The organism is Paenibacillus allorhizosphaerae (genome assembly GCF_042659105.1).
In the GTDB taxonomy this organism is placed as follows: domain Bacteria; phylum Bacillota; class Bacilli; order Paenibacillales; family NBRC-103111; genus Paenibacillus_G; species Paenibacillus_G allorhizosphaerae.
This window is the reverse complement of record NZ_JBHSRV010000001.1, coordinates 814640-833833: the sequence shown is the minus strand read 5'-3', so window position 1 is coordinate 833833 and position 19194 is coordinate 814640. Positions and strand designations below refer to the sequence as shown.

The following is a 19194-nucleotide window of genomic DNA, read 5'->3' as shown; positions in this document are numbered from 1 at the left end:
ATTTATTTTATTGAAAGCGATTACAGCTGCGTTTTTTACATGGATCATTCGTTGAGAGAGGTGAACTGATAATGATCGTGTCACGAATCGCCAAATGGCGTCGAAGCTTTGCAATGATTGTAAGTATATCTTCGCTGATGCTGCCTTATCAATTCTCGGCAGCTTCCGACGCTTCTTCGGCTTGGCAAACGACCGAGGAGTTCCGGTATGAGGTTTCGCCGGGCGTCACGCACACGACCCGCACATTGGCGGGCAGCGGACTGCGCGAATCGGTGCAGCTGCTGGAAGTGGATCCGCACAATCCGTATGTCCGATTGGAGGCCGTTTCTTCGCACGGCGAAGTATCGGGCCCAGAGACGGTATATCACATGCTGCAGCAGCTGGAAGGCGCGGGGAAACGTCCGGTCGCGGGGGTCAATGGGGATTTTTTCAGTACGGTAGGCGTGCCTTCCGGTCTCATGATCTCAAACGGCGAATTGGTAAGCTCTCCTTCCACAAGCAAGATTGCGATGGCCATCATGCCGGATCATACGATCAAAATGGAAGAAAACGTGACGATGACTTCCAAACTGACCAAGGACAACGGGGAGTCGCTGACGCTGACCATGATCAACAGGACGCGTGTCGAATCGCACACGAACCACGCGTTTCTTTACAATTGGAGGTTCGGCGCAAGCACCCGTACGCCGTCCGGCGGCGTGGAGGTTGTCGTGAAAGCGGACGACACCGCTTACAAACTCATTCCCGGACAGCCGGTCAGCGGTACCGTATTGTCAGTCAACGAAGCGTCGGACACGCCGATCGAAGACGGAACTTACGTACTGTCGGCGACGGGAAGCAAGGCGGACTGGATTCGGCAGAAGCTGTCCGTGGGTACGAGGCTTCGGTTGGATATTGCATTTGGCAAAGGCTTCGGCGGGGCGGAGCAGGTCATTTCGGGAAATTCTACGCTCGGATATGTGCTGCTTAAAAACGGAGCGGTTCCAACCGCTTTGCTCGACGTGACGGACCCGAATATGACGGACCGCCATCCGCGCACGATGGTTGCGACCAAGCAAGGGAAGCTCTATTTGGTCACCGTCGACGGGCGCCAGCCGGGCTACTCCGACGGCATTACGCTGGCGGAAGGGGCTTATTATTTGCAAGGTCTCGGAATGGAGAACGCCCTCAATCTCGACGGAGGGGGTTCTACGACATACTATGTCCGAGAACCGGGGGATTCGGGCGTAAACTTGCAGAACCGTCCTTCGGACGGGCACGACCGGGCGGTCGGCAACGCGTTGGCCGTCCTGTCAACGGCACCGTCGTCCCCGCTTCATCAGCTTGTTGTCATCCCGGATTCTCCGGTGCAAGTGCTCGCGAACAGCCAGCTGCCGTTTCACGTAAAGGGGCAGGACGCGTATTTGAACGGGATTCCAGTCCGGGCGGAAGATTTAAGCTGGTCGGTACAAGGCGCGATCGGTACAGTAAGTGCCTCCGGCGTACTCACGGCAGCCGGTAGCCCAGGCTCCGGCAAAGTCGTCGTACGAAGCGGCAATGTCGTGAAAGACGTGGAAATCCAGGTCACCGATCACGTAAATACGTTGTCGCTGACGCCAAATCCGGCGGTCATCGAGCCGGGGGCATCCTTGCGTTTCGAAGCCAAAGCGGCTGACTCCGAGGGCCGTCAAGTGCGGGTATCCCCGGACCGGATCGAATGGACCATAGAAGGCGCGATCGGCACGATGCGGCCGGACGGTACGCTCGAAGCCGTAAGCGGATCCGCAGACGGTAAAGTGATTGCGCGGATCGGCAGTGTCGTTGCGGAAGCGAAAGTTCAAGTAGGCAAGCCGCCGCAGATGATGGAACCTTTCGAGGATATGAGCGGCATGCAGGTCAGCAGCTCCAACGCGGTAACGGGTTCCGTCACGATGACCGCCGTTGCCAGGCCCAATCCGGTCCGGTACGGGACGAAGTCATTAAGGCTAACATACGATTTCACCGGAAAAAAAGGCAGCTCGAACGCCTATGTCAACTTCTTGGATCAAACCGGCACGGCCGGCCGCGAAATCGAAGGCAAGCCTTACCGAATCGGCTTATGGGTATATGGGGATTCGAAAAATCATATGCTGCGATTGGGCGTTGCCGACGGCGCCGGAACGAACCGGATTTTCAACATGACCGAGCCCGGCGGGCTGAATTGGACCGGTTGGAAATATGTTGCCGCCGACGTGCCGGCAAACACGATATACCCGCTAAAGGTGCGTTATGTCGTCGTGAATGAAACCGACGAAACGAATAAAGGCAGCGGTGTTGTTTATTACGATAATTTGCGGGCCGAATATATGGATTTAGGCGAGGATGTGGACGGACCGTCGTTCGATCATCCGGTTCCGGCGCCGGACACGGAAGTGCGTTCGCTTCGCCCGGTCATCTCCGTCGGAGTGAAGGATGCAGGAAGCGGTGTCGATCCCGCCTCCATTCATGTCACCGTTGACGGTACGGCACTGGAGCACACCTTCGATGCGTCCGCTGGCATTATTCGTGCCGTTCCTGCATCGGATTTGGCGGAAGGGCAGCACACCGTGAAAGTGGAAGCGGCCGATCTTGCAGGAACGTATGCTGTTCCTCCGGCCGCGTGGAACTTCCGCGTTAAAGCTCCGGATACGGAGCCGCCGAGCTGGCCCGGCGGGACCGGGCTTTCCGTTACGGAAGCGACGTATCATTCGCTTCAGCTGAGTTGGAATGCAGCAGCGGACAACGAAGGCGTACAGCAGTACCGCATTTTCCAGAACGGGGTTTCCGTCGGAACGGTTACCGCTTCCGCGTATGCCCCGCTCGTCTGGAAGGCGGAAGGTTTGATCGGTAACACCGTGTACCGGTACCAGATCGAAGCTTCCGACGCTGCAGGCAACACGGCGCGTACCGAGCTGCTTGAAGCGGTAACGGCCAAAGATGCTGCCGCGCCGGCCATGCCTTCCGACATACGCGTCACTGCGCTGAGCGGTCACGAGCTCTTGATTTCGTTTACCCCGCCGGGGGATCCGGATTATACTGGCATGCGGATCAACGTCGTGCGCTACGGCAGTGCGGGCGGCAAGGATGGAGCGGGACAGGCGCTGTTCGCGCCGGCAGGTACGGCAGCGGTTCGTACGGGAGTGCTGATGCACGGCCAATACGAGGTCATTTTGCAGGCTCAGGATACGAGCGGTAACGTTTCAGCTCCCGTCACGTTGAATGTGAAGCTGAACGAGGGGGAAGGACGGTAGGCCCTTTTCTGCCGCTTCAGATCTTTTGGGAGTCCGCCGTATCTTCCGGATTTCCCGAAGCATTAACCGCATGCATCTTTTTACAATAACGAACTAGGAAAAACAAAACGGCCTTAGTCCAATGCAATTCAGGACCAAGGCCGCTTTATTTTTTGTACTGTCCGCTTGACGAGGTTCAGTTCACATCGTCTTGGAACAGGTGCGCATTTTCGTTTTCGCGATTATGGCTCGTCGATATATTCGTCTTGGTCGGCGAACGCATCGGCCGGCGCATCGATTTGCCCGAGATCCGCAACGGCACAGTTGTCGTTTGTCAGTGCGTTTTCTTCCTGCTTCGATGTTTCCGCGTGCTCGTCATTATATTTGGCCATGGAAGCACCTCCTTTCGAAAGGTTAGTTTTCCCAAGGCGCGTTATTTTTATTTCAGCCCCGGAACACCTAAATATTCACGTATAAATACTTTAGTGGCCGAAGAGAGCAGCCGGTTTTTCAAAAATGCAATGCCGATTTTGCGGGCGGGAATCGGTTCGGCCAGACGGATTTCCTTCAGCTTGCCGGTATCGAGCTCGCTTTGCACGAATTGCCGTGTCACAAACGAAATGCCAAGTCCGGCTTTGGCGAATTCGACGAGCAGATCGACGCTGGCCAGCTCAATTTCCGGCTCGAGCAGAACGCCGTGGGACCTGGCCATGTCCTCGACAAATTTGCGGGAGCTGCTTGTTTTCGTGAACAGGATGAGCGGATGGGAGACAAGTTCGGAGAGCTTCAGCACGTTATCGGTCAAATGAAAAAAACGCGGACCCGCAACGAAACGGTCCTGCACTTCGATCGTTTCCATGACGACCAGCGCGGGGTCTTCGACCGGCATTCGGACGATGCCGAAATCGATGCGGTCTTCTTTGATCAAACGAATGATTTCGGGCGTTGTCCCGTGCGCAACATCGATCCGCAGCCGCGGGTGCTCGCTGCAAAAACGGCCTAGATGCGGCAGCAAGTAATGTTTGCATAACGAATCGCTGCTGCCTAGACGCAGCTCGCCGCGCATGAGCTGATGCATTTCCGCGATATGCCGTTCCGCCGATTCGATGGAACGGAACGCTTTGTCCACCTGCAGCATCAGCAGACTCCCTTCCTCCGTCAGCTTGACCCCTTTTGAACCGCGGTGAAATAACGCAACGCCGAGCTCCGTTTCCAGCTGTTTAATCGCGTGGCTGACGCTGGGCTGGGTAATGAACAGCCGTTCCGCCGCGCGTGATAAGTTGAGTTCTTTTGCCGTCCAGTAAAAGACTCGGTACAATTCCAGGTTGTTGATCATGCTATTACCTCCATCTATATCAGCTATGCAAAATATCGATTTCATAAATAGCAGCTTCGTCTATTATAATCGGTTGTAAAGCAAATGAACATCTATAAGCAATGGGATTGAAGGAGGAGGATTTGCATGGTTATTCAAAACAACAAATCGATTGATGAATTGTCGGTTCAAACGATCCGCATGCTCGCCGTCGACGCGGTCAATCGCGCCGGCTCCGGGCATCCCGGCATGCCCATGGGCGCAGCGCCGATGGCTTATACGTTGTGGTCCCGGTACATGACGCACAGCCCGAGTCATCCGGACTGGATCAACCGCGACCGTTTCGTCCTGTCCGCCGGTCACGGGTCCATGCTGCTGTACAGCCTGCTGCACTTGTTCGGATATGATTTGCCGCTTGACGAACTGAAGCGGTTTCGCCAGTGGGGGAGCAGAACGCCGGGCCATCCGGAATTCGGCCATACGCCGGGCGTGGACGCGACAACCGGTCCGCTCGGGCAAGGCTTCGGCATGGCGGTCGGGATGGCGATGGCCGAGGCGCATATGGCGGCTGTGTACAACCGGGATCATTACCCGGTGATCGATCATTTCACGTATGCGATTTGCGGCGACGGCGATATGATGGAAGGCGTAACCGGGGAATCCGCTTCGCTCGCCGGGCATTTAAAGCTCGGCAAGCTGATTGTGCTGTACGATTCGAATGACATTTCGCTCGATGGCGACCTGAACGTGTCCTTTTCGGAAAATGTGCTGATGCGGTTTGCCAGTTACGGCTGGCATACGCTGCGAGTGGAGGACGGCAACGATCTTGAAACGATCGGCCAAGCTTTGTCCGAAGCGCAAGCGGACCCGCGTCCTACGCTTATTGAAGTGAAGACGGTCATCGGCTACGGCAGTCCGAACAAGAGCGGCAAAGCGGGAGAGCATGGGTCGCACGGCGTTCCACTCGGTCATGAGGAGACATTGTTGACGAAACGGTTTTTCGACTGGCCGGCCGAGCCGGAATTTTTCGTTCCCGAGGAAGCGAAGCCTCATTTTGCCGCATTGAAGCTAGCGGGCGACCACAAGGAAACGGCATGGCGCAAGATGATGCAAAGCTACCGCGAGGCGTATCCGGAGCTTGCCGCGCAGTTCGATACGGCGGCCGCCGGCCAATTGCCCGAAGGCTGGGATTCGGCGCTGCCGTTATACGGCCCCAGCGATCCGCCTGTGGCGACGAGATCAGTGTCGGAACGTGCGATCAATGCCATTGCCGGGACGGTGCCGTTCCTGATCGGCGGCGCGGCGGATTTGGAGACGTCTGTAAAAACGAACATCAAGGCATCGCATCGGTTTGCGGCTCCGGATTACAGCGGGCGCAATGTGTTTTTCGGCGTACGGGAATTCGCGATGGGCGCGGCCTTGAACGGCATGCTGCTCCATCGAGGAGTCCGTCCGTTTTGCGCTACGTTCTTCGTGTTTTCCGATTATTTGCGCCCGGCGATCCGCCTTGCCTCGCTGATGCGGCTTCCAGCCGTCTACGTGTTCACGCATGACAGCATCGCCGTTGGGGAGGACGGCCCTACGCATGAGCCGGTGGAGCAGCTGGCTGCGCTCCGCGCCATTCCGGGCATCACGGTGCTCCGTCCGGCGGATGCCAATGAGACGATAGCCGCATGGAAGTTCGCGGTAGCGCAAAGCGACGGGCCATGCGCTCTTATTTTAACGCGGCAGGCGCTGCCGATATTGCTGGGCACGGCGGAGCTGGCGCCGGCAGGCATCGCGCAAGGCGCTTATGTTTTGTCAGAGGGGGAGCGGTCCGTTCCGGATGCGCTGGTCATTGCCACCGGTTCGGAGGTGCAGCTGGCTTTGGAAGCGCAGCAAAGGCTGCGCGAACGCGGCATTCACGTACGTGTCATTAGCATGCCCAGTTGGGAGCGGTTCGAGAAGCAGCCCGAGGCGTACAAGCGCGCGGTTCTTCCGCCGGAGGTGCCGATCCGGCTTACGTTGGAGATGGGGTCGACGCAAGGATGGCGGGAATATGCAGGCGATCGGGGAGCGATGATGGGGATCGATCGGTTCGGCGCTTCGGCCCCGGCTTCCGTATTGATCAAGGAATACGGCTTCACAGCAGAAGAAGTCGTACGTCGGGTCGAGCTTTTGTTGAAATGATGCGGCCCTAGGCCTGACGCTTCATGAACTTTCAGCGAGACTTTCATCCGTGTCATGTGAAAAAAAGAATAATATGGACAGCTCGCTCATATTCATAGAGTAACAGCGACTACATTGAAAATGAGAGATACCCTATGGAGCGAAATATGTTTTCCGAGCTGCTTCACGATTTGTTTAAAATCTTCCTATTCCAACTGTATATCATAGTGTTCAAGCATGCCCCGTGGATACATCTGCCGATGGTCAAGGAGATCATGTTTGTATATTCTTTGATTTTTTTCGGCGTCTTTTTTGTATCACTTTATTCTCCTGTCCGGAAAGCGGAGGAAGCAAATTCCGGTGTCAGTCAGGAAGCAGCTTGATGGGGGAATGCGTTACCGTCCGATCCAAACAAGAAAGACAGCCACATTTTTGTGGCTGTCTTTCTTGTTTGATTCATTATACTGCGGCAGGCTGTTGCTCGCTTGCTTGTTCCTGAAGCCATTGGGACATCACCTTCAGCGAATCGCGCAATTCGATCAGCTGCCGTTCGGATGCTTGACGCATCGTCGATTGCAATTGCTGCGAAAGCTCTTCCCCTAAAATATCGGTTAAATTGTTTTGCATTTCCACTGTTGAAATGGTTTCGTAACGTTTGTTCATCATCTACCGCCTCCTCGAATGATGTTCAAGATGATGCAGCCGGAAAGTTGATACTAGCGTGACTCTCCTATACGCGAAAGGAAGGCATAGACATACGGGCCTATATCTTTCGGCAGCTGGCTGACATTGTGCAATGACACTGTAGTCCCTTTAGCTTTGCGTCCCTGACTTTCATCAGGTTTGCCGTTTATCGAGATAACCGTAACGTGACCCCATTATACCACAAGACCCATCAAAAATCGAGTTTATTAGACAGTGTAGTTCTAATTACATAGGCATTAAGTACTTATTTCCGGAGCGGCTTCAGCGGCTCTATCGGTGGAAGCATTCAACAGCCGAACGATGTCGCTTAGCGTCTTGATCGAATAGTAAGGCTGCACGCTAAGGGAAGAGATATCCATCTCGCGATGATTGACCCATACCCCTTTGATTCCCAACGCTTGAGGCGCCTCGATTTCCCATTTGAAGTTATCTCCGATTATCCATGTTTCGCTTGGGTGCACCCCCAATCGACTCATGGCCATGTGATAAATCCCGGGTTCCGGTTTGCCGATACCGCATTCTTCTTCGATGAAAATATCGTCGAAGTAGGGGGACAGCTGGAATCGATCGATTTTGCTTCGTTGGCCATGCGAGCTCCCATTCGTAATGAGCGCCAGTTTCATCCCGAGCGCACGTATGTATTCCAGTGTCTCGACCGCGCCCGGAAACAGCGTAATCGCCGCATCGCGCGAACGGCCGTACTCGTCAGCAATTCGATGAAGAAGAGATGCTTCTTCTTGAACAGGAAGACCGGCATCGGTCAGAGCCGTCTCGACAATATGCCTCCTTGTTTCATTCATCTGCAGCCGCCCCGTACGGTGCCTGTCCGCATCGCTCCAGTACCACTGCGCTTGCTTTTTGATCGCCTTAACCGCATCGTCTATAGCTGCTTCCGACCACGCAGGAAAGTGATTCATACATGCGTTTTTCCAGCAAACATCCAGATCGACGCCGTAATCAAATGAAATAATCGTATCGTCCAGGTCCAGTAATATCGCTTTGGGCAGCAAGACTGTCCACCTCCGGAGATGAATTCACAGGTTCTTCCATTATTATAAACGAACCGGACCGCTACGTCTGTATATTGCCAAAACACGTTATGATATAATGTGAGACAGCGATTCCAAGTTGAAGCAAGCAGGTGACCTTATGAAGGATGGAAAGGCAATGACATGTCCCCTCTGCGGACGCGATAACGATTGCGGCAATGTTGCAGGCAAACCGCACGGAACATGCTGGTGCAGCAAACAAAATTTCCCGAAATCAATATTCGAGCTCGTGAAGCCGGAGCAGTTGGGGAAATCCTGCATATGCAAGACGTGTCTCGAGCGTTTTAAGGATAGAAACGGGGTTGCGACCGGCGACAGTGGGGGGAGCCGATGAGTAATTTACATCGAATTTTATGGATCGACGGACAAATCCGCTCGCTGCGCTATCCGAACGTCAAAGCGATTGCCGAGCGATTCGAAATCTCGATCCGCCAAGCGTCCCGGGATTTGAGCTATTTGCGGGATACGCTGGGCGCTCCGCTTCAATACTCTCACAAGCATCAAGGCTACCGCTACGACCAACCCACCTATGCGCTGCCTTCCGTTTTCCTGACGGAAGAGCAGAAACAATCCCTGGTTTACTTATCGATGCAATACAAGCAATCCGGTGAAAAGCATGAAGCTCACATCGCGGAAATATTATCAAGACTGGCATTAGACGAACAACGAAGCAGCTCTGTGCAAGCGGTGCTCCCGTATCCGCGAAAAATTCGGTTTACCGCCGAAGCGGCGCAGCTGTACAAAAAGCTGCATGAGGCGGCGGAACGATATAACAAGGTGCGCATTAGTGATAAGGAGCCGGATATGCTGCCGCTACTGCTGAGCCCGTACAAGCTGTTCGCGTATAAGGGAACCGACTATGTTCTCGGCTATGTTGAGCCGCATCATGAAATTCGCCTGTTTCCGCTCGAGCAGTTGCAGGACGCTGTAGTCACCGATCAGACGTTTGAATACAAGCCGCTGCTGAGCGGGACTTGGTTTGTTCAATCGCTGCTGCGCGCGACGAAAACGGCGGTTGTCCGATTCTACATTCCCGAATATGCGGCAAAGCTGCATTTGCCTTGGATGCCGCTCGACCATAATACGTTCCGGATCGAGTTCGACGATGTGCACTATTTTTTTTCGCGACTGCTGTCCTGTCCGTCCGATTTTCAAATCCTGTCACCGCAATGGTGCGTCAACCGGTTTAAAGCTCATTTGGTGAAAATATTACGCAATCATACGAAGGTATGACATTATACGGCAGACCCGTTCGCTACAATGAGGATGATTTGATCCTAAAAGGAGGAGCTGCCATGACAACAGCAACAGTATTGGAACGTCTGCACTGGAAACCGATGTGGGTATCGCATCTCGGAAGCGTCAAAGGATGTCTCGATTATTTGAATATTCCGGTTTCGGAAGCGTGGTTGATGGGCGCGACGGGACACGCGTTCCTGATCAACGTCGATTCCCGCGTGACGGCGGTAGGGCCTACCGCGTGGAATACGGAAATGCTGATGAACCTCGCAAGCAATGTCGGCTGTGTCATACATGCCGTTCACGGATGGAAATCGGAGCCGGATTTTCAAGCCAAGCAAAAGCTCGCCTGGGACAATACGAAGCGCGCGATCGATCAAGGACTACCGTGCTACGGGTGGGAGCTCGGGATGCTCGAATATTATGCCGTATGCGGATACAACGAGCACGGGTACTATTATTCCGGGATCGGCACGGCGGACTTTCGGGCGGAGATCGACTCTAGATTCAAGGCGGATTTGACGCAGGGCAGCATATCCGGCGATTTGCAAGCGGAGCTGAAGCAAATCGGCATTGCCGTGTCTCCCCAAACCGATGTCCGCCAGCGATTCGGCTGTTTCGTGTTCACGGACGACAAGACGGGCAAGCTGCATTCCGTTCTGGAAGCGGCCGACGGAAGACTGCTTGTCCACGACGATTATGACCGGAGCGGCGGCTATAAGCCATGGCGGGAGCTTGGCGTATCGCGGGTCGGTTTTATGGAAATGTGCTGGGTAGAGCCGGGTTATACATCAGGCGATGTGGAGACGGTGAAGGAAGCGCTGGAGTTCGCGCTGGACATTGCGGGGGGCAAATCGCAGTGGATTTTTCCGGGCTTCAAGCCCGGGCCGGACGGCTTCGACCATTGGATTCTCGCGGTAGAAAGCCGTACGGCGGACGCATTCGGGCTTGCCTACAATGCGGCGGTGTGGGGCGAATGCAGATACTTTGCCGCACGTTTTTTGCAGGAGGCCAAGGAACGTCTCTCCGGACCGCTGAACGGCCTGTTCGACGAAGGCGCCGATCTGTATGCGCACGTTCATCATCATCTCCAATGCGTTGCGGAGCTGTTCCCGTTCCACCAGCGGCAAGCGAATCACGGAAAAGACAACGAGCGTCTGGAAAAGGCTCTGCGTCACTTGCAGGAAGCGAGGCACTATGAGGTGCGGGCTCTCGGGGCGCTCCGAACCATTTACCGGAAACTGGACGAAGTTATTTCCGTTTAGGCTCCTGCAGTGGACAAAAAAAATTTCCGATTCGGATAAAAATGAAAGAATAGTCCAATCCCCGGTCCGCTGCCGATCATACTATGCATAAGCTTCGAACGGAAGGAGGAGTCTTCATGGGAAACATCGGTTTTGGCGGAAGCTGCGCAGGCGTTTTTACTAGCACAGGCGTGATCCTTGTTCTCTTCATTCTGTTGGTAATCGTTTCTTGTGCATGGTGCATCTAATCTCGTGACCACGGAGCGCCCGGCTTTCGGCCGGGCTTTTTTCGCGTCGAAACGCCTTTTTTGCGGAGAAAAGAAGATATTCCACTTTGTTTGGCGAACGCTGACTACCTTTGTCAACGCTGCAGGGGAATGCGTTTTGCGTACCGAATACGTTATCAAAGGAAAAGCGGGAGGGTGATCAGGATGATGTATTCGACGAAGGAAGCGGCCCATGTGCTGCAAGTCAGCCCGACGACAATCAAGCGCTGGGCGTCCCATTTTCAGAACCGGTTTTCGAAAGACGAACTGGGACATTACGTATTCGAGGAAGGCGACATGGAAAATCTCGCAATCATCAAAAAACAGCTGGAGATGAAGCTCAGCCTAAGCCAAATTGTTTTGCCGGACGCAGATCCGGTTCCCCAGCAATCAAAAGCCGAACCGGTTTATGCCGGACAGGCTTCCGGCAGTCGTGTTGCTCCGGTCACCCAAATGACGGCACCGTATGGTGAAATCGAAAAAAGGCTAAGGTATGTAGAGAGCAAGCTTTCCGAAAAAGCAGACGATATCGTTTGTCTGCAGCTTCTGGAACACCGGAGAGAGCTCGAGGAATTGTCCAGAACCGTCAAGCAGCTGACGCAGCACATGGAAGAAGTCGCCTGCTCCTTGTCCGACCTGAATAAGCAATCGGAGGCGCTCGCCTATCAACATAAACCGGCAAAACGCAGAAGGCTGCTCGCCAGCTTGTTTCAATTTTAATAAAGAATGAGGACACGTTTGTCGATCAGCTGAACGACGCCAACGAGTCCTCATTCGTTTTTTATGCTTACTACGGATAATGCCGGATGGCATTATTTTGTGAATATGCTTTTTAATCCGTTGTACAACGGGCTATCGGGAGTCAATACAACCGTCCCTATGATCGGCAGATGGTCGGAAGCGACAGGGTTCGACGTAATGACGCTTTTATTGGTCAGACTGACGTTATCCGAGGTGAAAATATAATCAATCCGCGCATTCGGCGCGTTGGAAGGGGCGGTGTATGCGTTGTTTTGATCGGCAAAGCCGTCTTTGTACACGGTTTTCATCGTTTGAATCGGAGCGCTCGTCGGGACGGAATTAAAGTCGCCGGTTATAATTTTCGTGCCGGTGCGGGCGCTTGTAATGTTCAAAATTTCATTCACCTGCGTGAGACGCTGCTCCACCGTGCCGAGATGGGTCGTGTAGAAATAAACGGTAGCGCCGTTCACGCTGATTTTCGTCTCCAGTAATCCGCGCTGTTCCAGGCCAAAGCTGCTAAGGTAATAATTGTGGGACTCCAGTATCGGATACTTGCTCAGAACGGCCGTTCCGTATTGGCGGCGGGGAGCTCCCGGTTCCAACGGATCCTGGTCCAGATTCGCCCCGAATACATAATGCATGTCAAGCATCTCCGCCAAACGCTGCGCCTGATCCTCAAAATTGCTTCGTGCCCGAAAATGCACATCCACTTCCTGAAGCCCGACGAGCTCTGCCCCGGAATTGCGAATGACGGAAGCTGTGCGGTTCAAATCGAGAACGCCGTCCGTTCCGGCGCCATGAAGAATGTTAAACGACATCACCCGTACGGGTACTTCCGCGATTCTCGGCAGCTCGGGCGGTCCTTGTTCCGCTCGCGACTTGCTTGCAGGAACAAACGTAGTTAGAAACAATGCGGCAATCAAGGTGAAATTGAACATTTGACGAAGCATCCCCATCTTATTTCCTCCTCCATACGATCGTTGTCGAAATCGTTTTCAGTATAAAGGCCTGCAGGGCAAAAAGGGATACCTGTTTTTACGATTTTTGTACTTGATTTGACGTAAATTGAACGGGAAGCGATGATCCGTTATCCGTCTTTGCAAAAGTGTGTTCATTATTTCACAAATACTACAAGATTGGGTAAAAATTGCGGCTTCATCATGGCGTAAAATATAAGGGATGGGACATTATGGGATTTCCCAAAAGGAGTGATCTTTGCAATGTTTAGAAGATGGAGATCAAAGAAAAGCCCCCCATACCATGCACCCGAGGCGGAAACGGCGCTTCCAAAGGAGCAAGCCGCAGCAGATACCGCAACGAATAAGGAACGCGCGAATCACGAACAGGCAAGCGCGGACGACTTGCAAGACGGCGACTCGATAGAGGCGGCTCCGGTTCCACCGAAATTTCGAAAATACGGTGCGGATTGGATGGATGAAGTCATGCAGGATCAGATGGAGAAAGGCAATCTGGATCATTTGCCCGGCGAAGGGAAGCCGCTCTTTCTGACCGGCGAGTCTTCGATAGAACGCCATGTTAACAGCGTGCTCAAGACGGCAAACTACTTGCCACGCTGGGTCGAACTTCAGCAAGAGATCAAACACGATCTAGAACGCATATTAAAGAAGAAAAACGGCGGCGATCCGTCTTGCAGCGATATTCAGGCCGACATTAGCGAGGTCAACCAAAAAATTCGCAAATTTAATGATACTTGTCCGATACCCCTGCTGCAAAAAACTTCGATTACGGAAGAAAATATAGCGGTGCAGTATGAGAAATGGAAATAACGTGTCAAGACAAAAAGGATAGAGAAGCAGGCGTTGTCCCGCGATCTATCCTTTTTTGTATGGTAATCCCTCTTCGGCTTCCTGTACGAGATCACGGGCGAGTATAAAATCGCTTATTATTCGGCCGGCAGCTGCTGATGCTTTTTCCGGAAATCCCTGGGCGTTGCGCCCGTTAGCGTCTTGAACGTTTGACCGAAGTACGAGAAACTGTTGAATCCGGTTTTACCGGCGATTTCGGAAATCGACATGTCCGTATGCATCAGCATCCGTCTGGCGTGATGGATGCGGGTTTGCAGTATAAACTCCGTAATCGTGATCCCCAGCGTCTTTTTAAAAAGATGGCACAAATAATACTGGTTGAGGAACAGCTCCTGAGCAATCAGATCCAGCGTCAAGTTTTCCGCAAAATGATTGGATATATATTTAACCGCATGTTCCACCTTCGGATTGACATTGCGCCGGTCGACGGCCTGCTGCTCCATTACCGACTCGCTGAACCAGCAGCGGCGCAGTTCGAGAAGGAGCTCGCTCATGTAGATGCGTATCGCCATTAAGTGGTCGCCCGATCGCGTGGTGTAATCTTCGTGGAGCCGGTCCAGCAAATAATGGAAGCGTGTCAGCCGTTCCTCGCTTAACCGCAGATGTCGTTGTCCAAGGCTAAGACTGAATATTTCGAGCAAATACTCCCGTGACCTGTCGTCCAGCAGTTCAGGCAAAAAATGAAGTACGCTGCGCGTACTCGGCAGCTCCAGCTTCGGCGAGCTTTTATGAGACTCATGCGGGCTGATTAATATTAAATCCCGGCCTTCCAGCGGATAAAGCTGATCATCAATCAAGAAGTAGCCGCTGCCTTCCTGGAAAAAGTAAATTTCGTAGCCTTCATGCGAATGAAAGTCCATATAAAAGTGCGTCTCGGTTTCTTTATATTTCATCGAGAGCGGCAATTCCTGAAGCTGATGATTGACGAATTCGTCGGTTCGTTTCACCGGTGCCGGCTGCAGCATGTGCTCAAACCTCCCCTTATAAAGCGCTTACAGCTAATGTACTTCAATTTGCGTCAAAAAACAATCCTCTTATAATTTTGCCGAGCACTACCATGATAAAAGAAAGCAGCGATGGATCAACGATCCCAGAATTACAGCAACATTATTATATTTTTGAACAATGGAGAGAGAGATGGCGGTCATGTAAAGTTTTATAATAAAATTGCAGATTTGAAATCGTTTGCCGGAAAATGACCGGGGGAATGGAGGAGCAGTAAATGATATCGAACCATCAAAACATCACCTCGGCGCAGGTGGCACAAGCAAAGGCAGTGTTACGGAAAGTATATGCATATATGACTTCATCCGATTCCGACGCATGGGGAATGGACATTGACCGCTGGGATTGGACGCCGGGGGTCGGATTGATCTCGATTCTTCACAGCTATGAAGCTACGCAGGAGGCCGGCACGCTGCACTATTTGGAGCGATGGGTCGAGCGGAATCAGGAGAAGGCTGCTTTGGCGAAAGTCATTAATTCGATGGCGCCATATGCGGTGTTCCCCGAGTTGTATCGGAGCACGCAGCGCCGTTTCTTTCTGGAGGAAGCGGTAAAAATCGGCGATTGGATGCTGCATGAGGCTCCGCGGACGAGGGAGGGCGCCTTCGAGCATACCGTCACGGAAAAAGCGAATTTCCCGGAGCAAGTATGGGCCGATACGATATTTATGGCGGTGCTGTTTTTGGCCAGACTGGCGGCGCTTACCGGCAGAGCGGATTACGCCAAAGAAGCGCTCGAACAGGTCGCGGTTCATTTCCGGCTGCTGCAGGACCGGGATTCGGGGGTAATGTATCACGGCTGGAACTGTCTGCAGGGCGACCATATGTCGGCGGCCAAGTGGACTCGCGCCAACGCTTGGGTCGTCATCGGGTTTCCGCTCATCGCGAAGGAGCTGCAGCCGATGATGCCGATTCCGGGAGAACTGCTCGACCGGTACCGTGAGATGGTCGACGGGCTGCTGGGTTACCGGGGCGAGAACGGGTTATGGCATACGGTGATGGACCGTGAAGATTTTTACCAAGAGACGTCGGGCAGCGCCGGGATTGCCGCAGGGATTATATGTTCGGTGCGCCATGGATTGTTGGACCGTTCCTACTTGGACAAGGCGGCTCCAACCTTTGCGGAGGTGCTGAATCGCATCGACGAGGAAGGTCAAGTGCTCGGGGTGTCCGGCGGTACGCCGATTATGAAGACGATTGAGGACTATAACCGCATTCCGGTCATCCCTACGCTGTACGGGCAAGGGCTGGCGTTGATGCTGCTGGCCGAAATGGCCCGGCTTGAAGTATAGGATTGATTGCTGCAACGGAGACAGCTGCTTAATAGGCGCAATCTCGGTACGTTTATCGTTTTTCAAGAATCGTGTTCAAAGCACAAATAGATATCAAGAGGAGGCCAGTGCGCGGTGCGTATTGGCCTTCGGGCAGCCGTTGGTGAAACGAGCCGGTATAGTGGAGCATTGAAGCATTACGGGCGATTGATGAAACTTGCGCGCCTGGCACATGGGGACGGTGCTGCTCATGCATGTTCCGGACACGATAAGCGAAACGAGCGCGCATTGAAAGGGACGCGTGCACACAGTATATTGTAATCAATAAGCTTGAAAAGGGGAGAACGAGGTTGGCACTGGATGAATGGGGCATTCGCACCGAGCTGAAGCCTACGATGGAAGTGCGGCGGTTTTTGGGAAAAGCGCTGGAGGAGCTACAGGACAGCCGGACAAGCGGCGCCGAAAGCGCGCTTCTTCGTTTGAAGCTTTTGACGGAGGCGTGGAGTACGGACTTGGCGCTGGAGCAAGGCAAGCCGGTTGGATCATTCCCTACTGCGCATTCGGGAGGTTCGATCCGGCAAACGCTGCGAAGCTGTTTTTTCTCGCAAGGCTTCTACTTTCAATTGTTAAACCAGCTTAAGCGGTCTGGCGCAGTGGATGCGGAACTGAATAAAGCAGCGGCTTCTTTGGCTCAAGATGTATTAACACCGGCGGAGCGGGACGCGAATAATCGCTCGTTCTTTTTCGCCATCGCGCAGGCGCTTGCCTCCCGGTTGTTTCCGAACCTTCCTGAGGCCGGGACCTGGAATCTGTATGCGGAAGCCGTATGGAGCGATTGGTACGACCCGGGCGATTGCTATGAGCCCGGTTATGTGGCGCATAATATCAAGCAGGTGATCGAGCTCGGCCTTATTCTGGGCAAAGAAGCCGAGCTGCGCAGCGATAAAGCGGTCGCCGCATTCCGGCGTTACCGTGAACATATCAGCCCGTCGGGGCTTGCCGTTCAGCCGGGCGACGGGGGGAGTCAGACAGCTTACGTCGACGCGCTTGCGTTGATGGCGGAAATCACGGGCGACGGCACTTTTCTGTGGGCGGCGCAGCAAGCGTTTCTTGCGGGCGGATACGGCGGCTACTACAATGCCGAAGGCGGACGCTTGCCTGCGGCTGAGTCGGAGCAGGCGTGCCGGCGCAAGTTCGAGAAGCTTCGCGCGCTTGGAATCGAGCCGGCAATGCCACCCTTGGCCGGTGGAATCCAGCATATGTACCCTCGCACGTATCGTATTGCCGATCGGCTGATCATGAATGCCTCCATGGAGAAAGGGAAGCCGTATGCGGCGTTCTATTTGAACGACCGGGCGGAAACGCTGCATCATGCGCATGAGGACAACCGCGGAGATCTGTATCATTACGAAGTCGATGGCGTCATGTATTTGTACCGGTCCGGGTGGCACAAGTGGGCGGGGCAGGCCAATACGTTCGTCGTAGAGGACGCCGCAGCGGAGTTTCCGTTCTGCTATTCGTCCGGGCTGCAGCGAAATCGCTGGTATAAGGCGTCCTCCAACATGCGAATGCTCCGAGACTATATGGGGTCGGAACGGTACGAGCAGCTGTACGCTTCCCCGGAATCGTTCCGGCATACAGGAGCGCCCGTTCGGGGCGACGCGTCGATGAAGCCGCTGCCGCATTTTTTCAAGGACAGGCAAAGCCCGTATGGGGTGTTTCTCAGCAACCCGGAAGGGATGGCGGGTAAAAATGAGGTGCTGACCATCCAGGACGTCACGATTTCCGTCAATACGTTTATTCGCGGAGGGGAGCACCGTTTCCCGAGCAGTATCCCGTGGTATCGGGAATATCGCGAAGCGGCCCCTGCCGACGGACCGGTGGAACTGCTGCTGACCCGTATTCATGTGGGCGGGCCGAAAGGCTTGCATCACTTGATAAACCTCGAAACGTTCCCCGAAGGGATCGAAGTCGTCTTCTACGAGGACGGAAAAAAAGGAACGCCGGAGGAACGGCGGACGCTGTCGCCCGAGGAAATAAGCGGGCTCATATCGATAGTCCACGATGAGCGGACGGGAACGAAGGCACTGAAAGTCGTTTGTCCGCCAGGGCGAATCGATTTGACCTGGACCAGGCTTGATCATACGGTGCATTTGACGGAGGAGTATCAGCGGATCGGATTCGATTACTTGTATTTGAGCGACGTAAGAGCGTTTCTGCGCACGCCGATTCGGATCATGGTCAACGGCATGACGTGCCGCAGCCTGTACACCGATCATCAGCAGGGAGGCATTTTACGCGAATCCGTCTCGCAGACGCAAGGGCAGGACAGCTTCGGCTCCATGCGCTATGAAGGCGTGTATACGCACGATTCGCATTGGATGCGGCAGACGCTGCTGACAGAGGAAGGTTATCTTCTGGTCGTTGACAGGTTCATGCCCGGACCCGAAGCGGACGGCATGGCAGGGGGGCCGGTATGGCAGCTGCCCCGCCTGGACGAGCAAGGATTGTTCTGGTTCGACATGACGGCCGATGCGAAGCGCGACCGGAAGCTGATGGTTTACTTTCATCCGCAGCGCGGGCGTCAGTACGGCGTGCAGTTCCAGCCGAAGCTGTGGCAGGACAAGGCTTATGCCGTATACGATAAAGCGTTGTTCGAGGCGGGGCGCGAGGAAACGTTCGTCTCGGTCATAGTTCCGCATGATGCGGACGTATCCGGCGTTGCCGTCAGCGGGAAAAGCCACTTTCATTCCCGCCTGGTCGGTCCGGGCGAAGAGAGCAAGGGAATCGTTACCGGCGTTCGGCCGGACGGCACCGTCACGGTGCGGCTTGTTTCGTCGGCGGAATGGAACGTGGTCCCGATCGCGATGGAGCTGCAAAAGGATGGCGGTTGGCGCGTCATTCGGGAAAGCTAGCCGCAATAGTCGACTCCAGTGCGCTCGGCCGTATCAGACTCGTTCTATTGACTTCCGATAGATTAGGCACGACCGATTTGAATACGGCGATGAGGCAAGCGGATGAACAGATCGCAAGTGAGCTGCTCCGGCGGCAGCAGGAGCAGAAGAAGTAACATTGCGGCCGTTGGGAAGACAGTAGGGACGTACCGTTCCGGTTTAACAAACAAGCAGGGAGCTTGGCTGATGCCAGGCTCCCTTAATT

At 54.1% G+C, this 19194-nt stretch carries 17 protein-coding genes and 1 riboswitch; of the genes, 11 read left to right on the top strand and 6 right to left on the bottom strand.

Annotated features, from left to right (window positions below; genetic code table 11):
• Window positions 1-71: 71 nt before the first annotated feature.
• Entirely contained in the window at window positions 72-3248 is a 3177-nt protein-coding gene (locus tag ACFQI7_RS03485) for a phosphodiester glycosidase family protein (protein WP_218097457.1), read from the top strand.
• A gap of 221 nt (window positions 3249-3469) precedes the next feature.
• On the opposite strand, the gene ACFQI7_RS03480 is transcribed toward ACFQI7_RS03485, so the two are convergent.
• Window positions 3470-3619, bottom strand: a complete 150-nt coding sequence (locus ACFQI7_RS03480) for a hypothetical protein (RefSeq protein ID WP_218097458.1) — start codon at window positions 3617-3619, stop codon at window positions 3470-3472.
• A 47-nt stretch (window positions 3620-3666) separates the two neighbouring features.
• Entirely contained in the window at window positions 3667-4563 is an 897-nt protein-coding gene (locus ACFQI7_RS03475; protein WP_218097459.1) for a LysR family transcriptional regulator, read from the bottom strand.
• Window positions 4564-4689: 126 nt separating this feature from the next.
• Here ACFQI7_RS03475 and tkt point away from each other — a divergent pair, with 126 nt between their 5' ends.
• Window positions 4690-6711: a transketolase gene (gene tkt, locus ACFQI7_RS03470; RefSeq protein ID WP_218097460.1), complete on the top strand. Its 2022-nt coding sequence runs from the start codon at window positions 4690-4692 to the stop codon at window positions 6709-6711.
• A gap of 438 nt (window positions 6712-7149) precedes the next feature.
• Here tkt and ACFQI7_RS03465 read toward each other — a convergent pair whose 3' ends face one another.
• Together ACFQI7_RS03465 and ACFQI7_RS03460 are read right to left on the bottom strand one after the other, a co-directional pair.
• Window positions 7150-7356, bottom strand: a complete 207-nt coding sequence (locus tag ACFQI7_RS03465) for a hypothetical protein (protein WP_218097461.1) — start codon at window positions 7354-7356, stop codon at window positions 7150-7152.
• A 105-nt stretch (window positions 7357-7461) separates the two neighbouring features.
• Window positions 7462-7548, bottom strand: a riboswitch (cyclic di-GMP riboswitch).
• A gap of 83 nt (window positions 7549-7631) precedes the next feature.
• Window positions 7632-8405, bottom strand: coding sequence for an HAD family hydrolase (locus ACFQI7_RS03460; protein ID WP_218097462.1), 774 nt, complete (start codon window positions 8403-8405; stop codon window positions 7632-7634).
• A gap of 139 nt (window positions 8406-8544) precedes the next feature.
• On the opposite strand from ACFQI7_RS03460, the gene ACFQI7_RS03455 reads away from it, so the two are divergent.
• The 5 genes from ACFQI7_RS03455 to ACFQI7_RS03435 all read left to right on the top strand — a co-directional run bounded on the left by ACFQI7_RS03455 (window position 8545) and on the right by ACFQI7_RS03435 (window position 11913).
• Window positions 8545-8778 carry a cysteine-rich CWC family protein gene (locus ACFQI7_RS03455; RefSeq protein WP_218097463.1) on the top strand — a complete coding sequence of 78 codons (234 nt, stop codon included), beginning with the start codon at window positions 8545-8547 and terminating at the stop codon, window positions 8776-8778.
• Window positions 8775-9677: a helix-turn-helix transcriptional regulator gene (locus tag ACFQI7_RS03450; protein ID WP_218097464.1), complete on the top strand. Its 903-nt coding sequence runs from the start codon at window positions 8775-8777 to the stop codon at window positions 9675-9677. Before ACFQI7_RS03455 ends, ACFQI7_RS03450 begins: the two co-directional genes overlap by 4 nt.
• 62 nt (window positions 9678-9739) lie before the next feature.
• Entirely contained in the window at window positions 9740-10948 is a 1209-nt protein-coding gene (locus ACFQI7_RS03445; protein WP_218097465.1) for a hypothetical protein, read from the top strand.
• Window positions 10949-11064: 116 nt separating this feature from the next.
• Window positions 11065-11175, top strand: coding sequence for a sporulation protein YjcZ (locus ACFQI7_RS03440; protein WP_218097466.1), 111 nt, complete (start codon window positions 11065-11067; stop codon window positions 11173-11175).
• Window positions 11176-11358: 183 nt separating this feature from the next.
• Window positions 11359-11913, top strand: coding sequence for a MerR family transcriptional regulator (locus ACFQI7_RS03435; protein WP_218097467.1), 555 nt, complete (start codon window positions 11359-11361; stop codon window positions 11911-11913).
• A 92-nt stretch (window positions 11914-12005) separates the two neighbouring features.
• Here the strand turns inward: ACFQI7_RS03435 and ACFQI7_RS03430 are convergent, their stop codons facing one another.
• On the bottom strand, window positions 12006-12890 hold the full coding sequence (locus ACFQI7_RS03430) for an endonuclease/exonuclease/phosphatase family protein (protein ID WP_230414649.1): 885 nt from the start codon (window positions 12888-12890) through the stop codon (window positions 12006-12008).
• A gap of 264 nt (window positions 12891-13154) precedes the next feature.
• Between ACFQI7_RS03430 and ACFQI7_RS03425 the strand changes: the two genes are divergently transcribed.
• Window positions 13155-13721 carry a DnaJ family domain-containing protein gene (locus ACFQI7_RS03425; protein ID WP_218097468.1) on the top strand — a complete coding sequence of 189 codons (567 nt, stop codon included), beginning with the start codon at window positions 13155-13157 and terminating at the stop codon, window positions 13719-13721.
• A gap of 116 nt (window positions 13722-13837) precedes the next feature.
• On the opposite strand, the gene ACFQI7_RS03420 is transcribed toward ACFQI7_RS03425, so the two are convergent.
• A complete protein-coding gene (locus ACFQI7_RS03420; RefSeq protein ID WP_218097469.1) occupies window positions 13838-14725 on the bottom strand; it encodes a helix-turn-helix transcriptional regulator in 888 nt (295 codons plus the stop codon).
• A gap of 257 nt (window positions 14726-14982) precedes the next feature.
• Between ACFQI7_RS03420 and ACFQI7_RS03415 the strand changes: the two genes are divergently transcribed.
• The 3 genes from ACFQI7_RS03415 to ACFQI7_RS03405 all read left to right on the top strand — a co-directional run bounded on the left by ACFQI7_RS03415 (window position 14983) and on the right by ACFQI7_RS03405 (window position 19105).
• Window positions 14983-16056 (top strand): glycoside hydrolase family 88/105 protein, encoded by a 1074-nt coding sequence (locus ACFQI7_RS03415; RefSeq protein WP_218097470.1) that lies wholly within the window; start codon window positions 14983-14985, stop codon window positions 16054-16056.
• 329 nt (window positions 16057-16385) lie between these two features.
• A complete protein-coding gene (locus ACFQI7_RS03410; RefSeq protein WP_218097471.1) occupies window positions 16386-18950 on the top strand; it encodes a hypothetical protein in 2565 nt (854 codons plus the stop codon).
• A complete protein-coding gene (locus tag ACFQI7_RS03405) occupies window positions 18926-19105 on the top strand; it encodes a hypothetical protein (RefSeq protein ID WP_218097472.1) in 180 nt (59 codons plus the stop codon). Before ACFQI7_RS03410 ends, ACFQI7_RS03405 begins: the two co-directional genes overlap by 25 nt.
• The last annotated feature ends 89 nt before the right edge of the window (window positions 19106-19194 follow it).

Excerpts from the sequence above, each read along its gene's own strand:
- ACFQI7_RS03485 (WP_218097457.1), top strand. The coding sequence starts at position 72 with ATGATCGTGTCACGAATCGCCAAATGGCGTCGAAGCTTTGCAATGATT.
- ACFQI7_RS03480 (WP_218097458.1), bottom strand. The coding sequence starts at position 3,619 with ATGGCCAAATATAATGACGAGCACGCGGAAACATCGAAGCAGGAAGAA.
- ACFQI7_RS03475 (WP_218097459.1), bottom strand. The coding sequence starts at position 4,563 with ATGATCAACAACCTGGAATTGTACCGAGTCTTTTACTGGACGGCAAAA.
- tkt (WP_218097460.1), top strand. The coding sequence starts at position 4,690 with ATGGTTATTCAAAACAACAAATCGATTGATGAATTGTCGGTTCAAACG.
- ACFQI7_RS03465 (WP_218097461.1), bottom strand. The coding sequence starts at position 7,356 with ATGATGAACAAACGTTACGAAACCATTTCAACAGTGGAAATGCAAAAC.
- ACFQI7_RS03455 (WP_218097463.1), top strand. The coding sequence starts at position 8,545 with ATGAAGGATGGAAAGGCAATGACATGTCCCCTCTGCGGACGCGATAAC.
- ACFQI7_RS03450 (WP_218097464.1), top strand. The coding sequence starts at position 8,775 with ATGAGTAATTTACATCGAATTTTATGGATCGACGGACAAATCCGCTCG.
- ACFQI7_RS03445 (WP_218097465.1), top strand. The coding sequence starts at position 9,740 with ATGACAACAGCAACAGTATTGGAACGTCTGCACTGGAAACCGATGTGG.
- ACFQI7_RS03440 (WP_218097466.1), top strand. The coding sequence starts at position 11,065 with ATGGGAAACATCGGTTTTGGCGGAAGCTGCGCAGGCGTTTTTACTAGC.
- ACFQI7_RS03435 (WP_218097467.1), top strand. The coding sequence starts at position 11,359 with ATGATGTATTCGACGAAGGAAGCGGCCCATGTGCTGCAAGTCAGCCCG.
- ACFQI7_RS03430 (WP_230414649.1), bottom strand. The coding sequence starts at position 12,890 with ATGGGGATGCTTCGTCAAATGTTCAATTTCACCTTGATTGCCGCATTG.
- ACFQI7_RS03425 (WP_218097468.1), top strand. The coding sequence starts at position 13,155 with ATGTTTAGAAGATGGAGATCAAAGAAAAGCCCCCCATACCATGCACCC.
- ACFQI7_RS03420 (WP_218097469.1), bottom strand. The coding sequence starts at position 14,725 with ATGCTGCAGCCGGCACCGGTGAAACGAACCGACGAATTCGTCAATCAT.
- ACFQI7_RS03415 (WP_218097470.1), top strand. The coding sequence starts at position 14,983 with ATGATATCGAACCATCAAAACATCACCTCGGCGCAGGTGGCACAAGCA.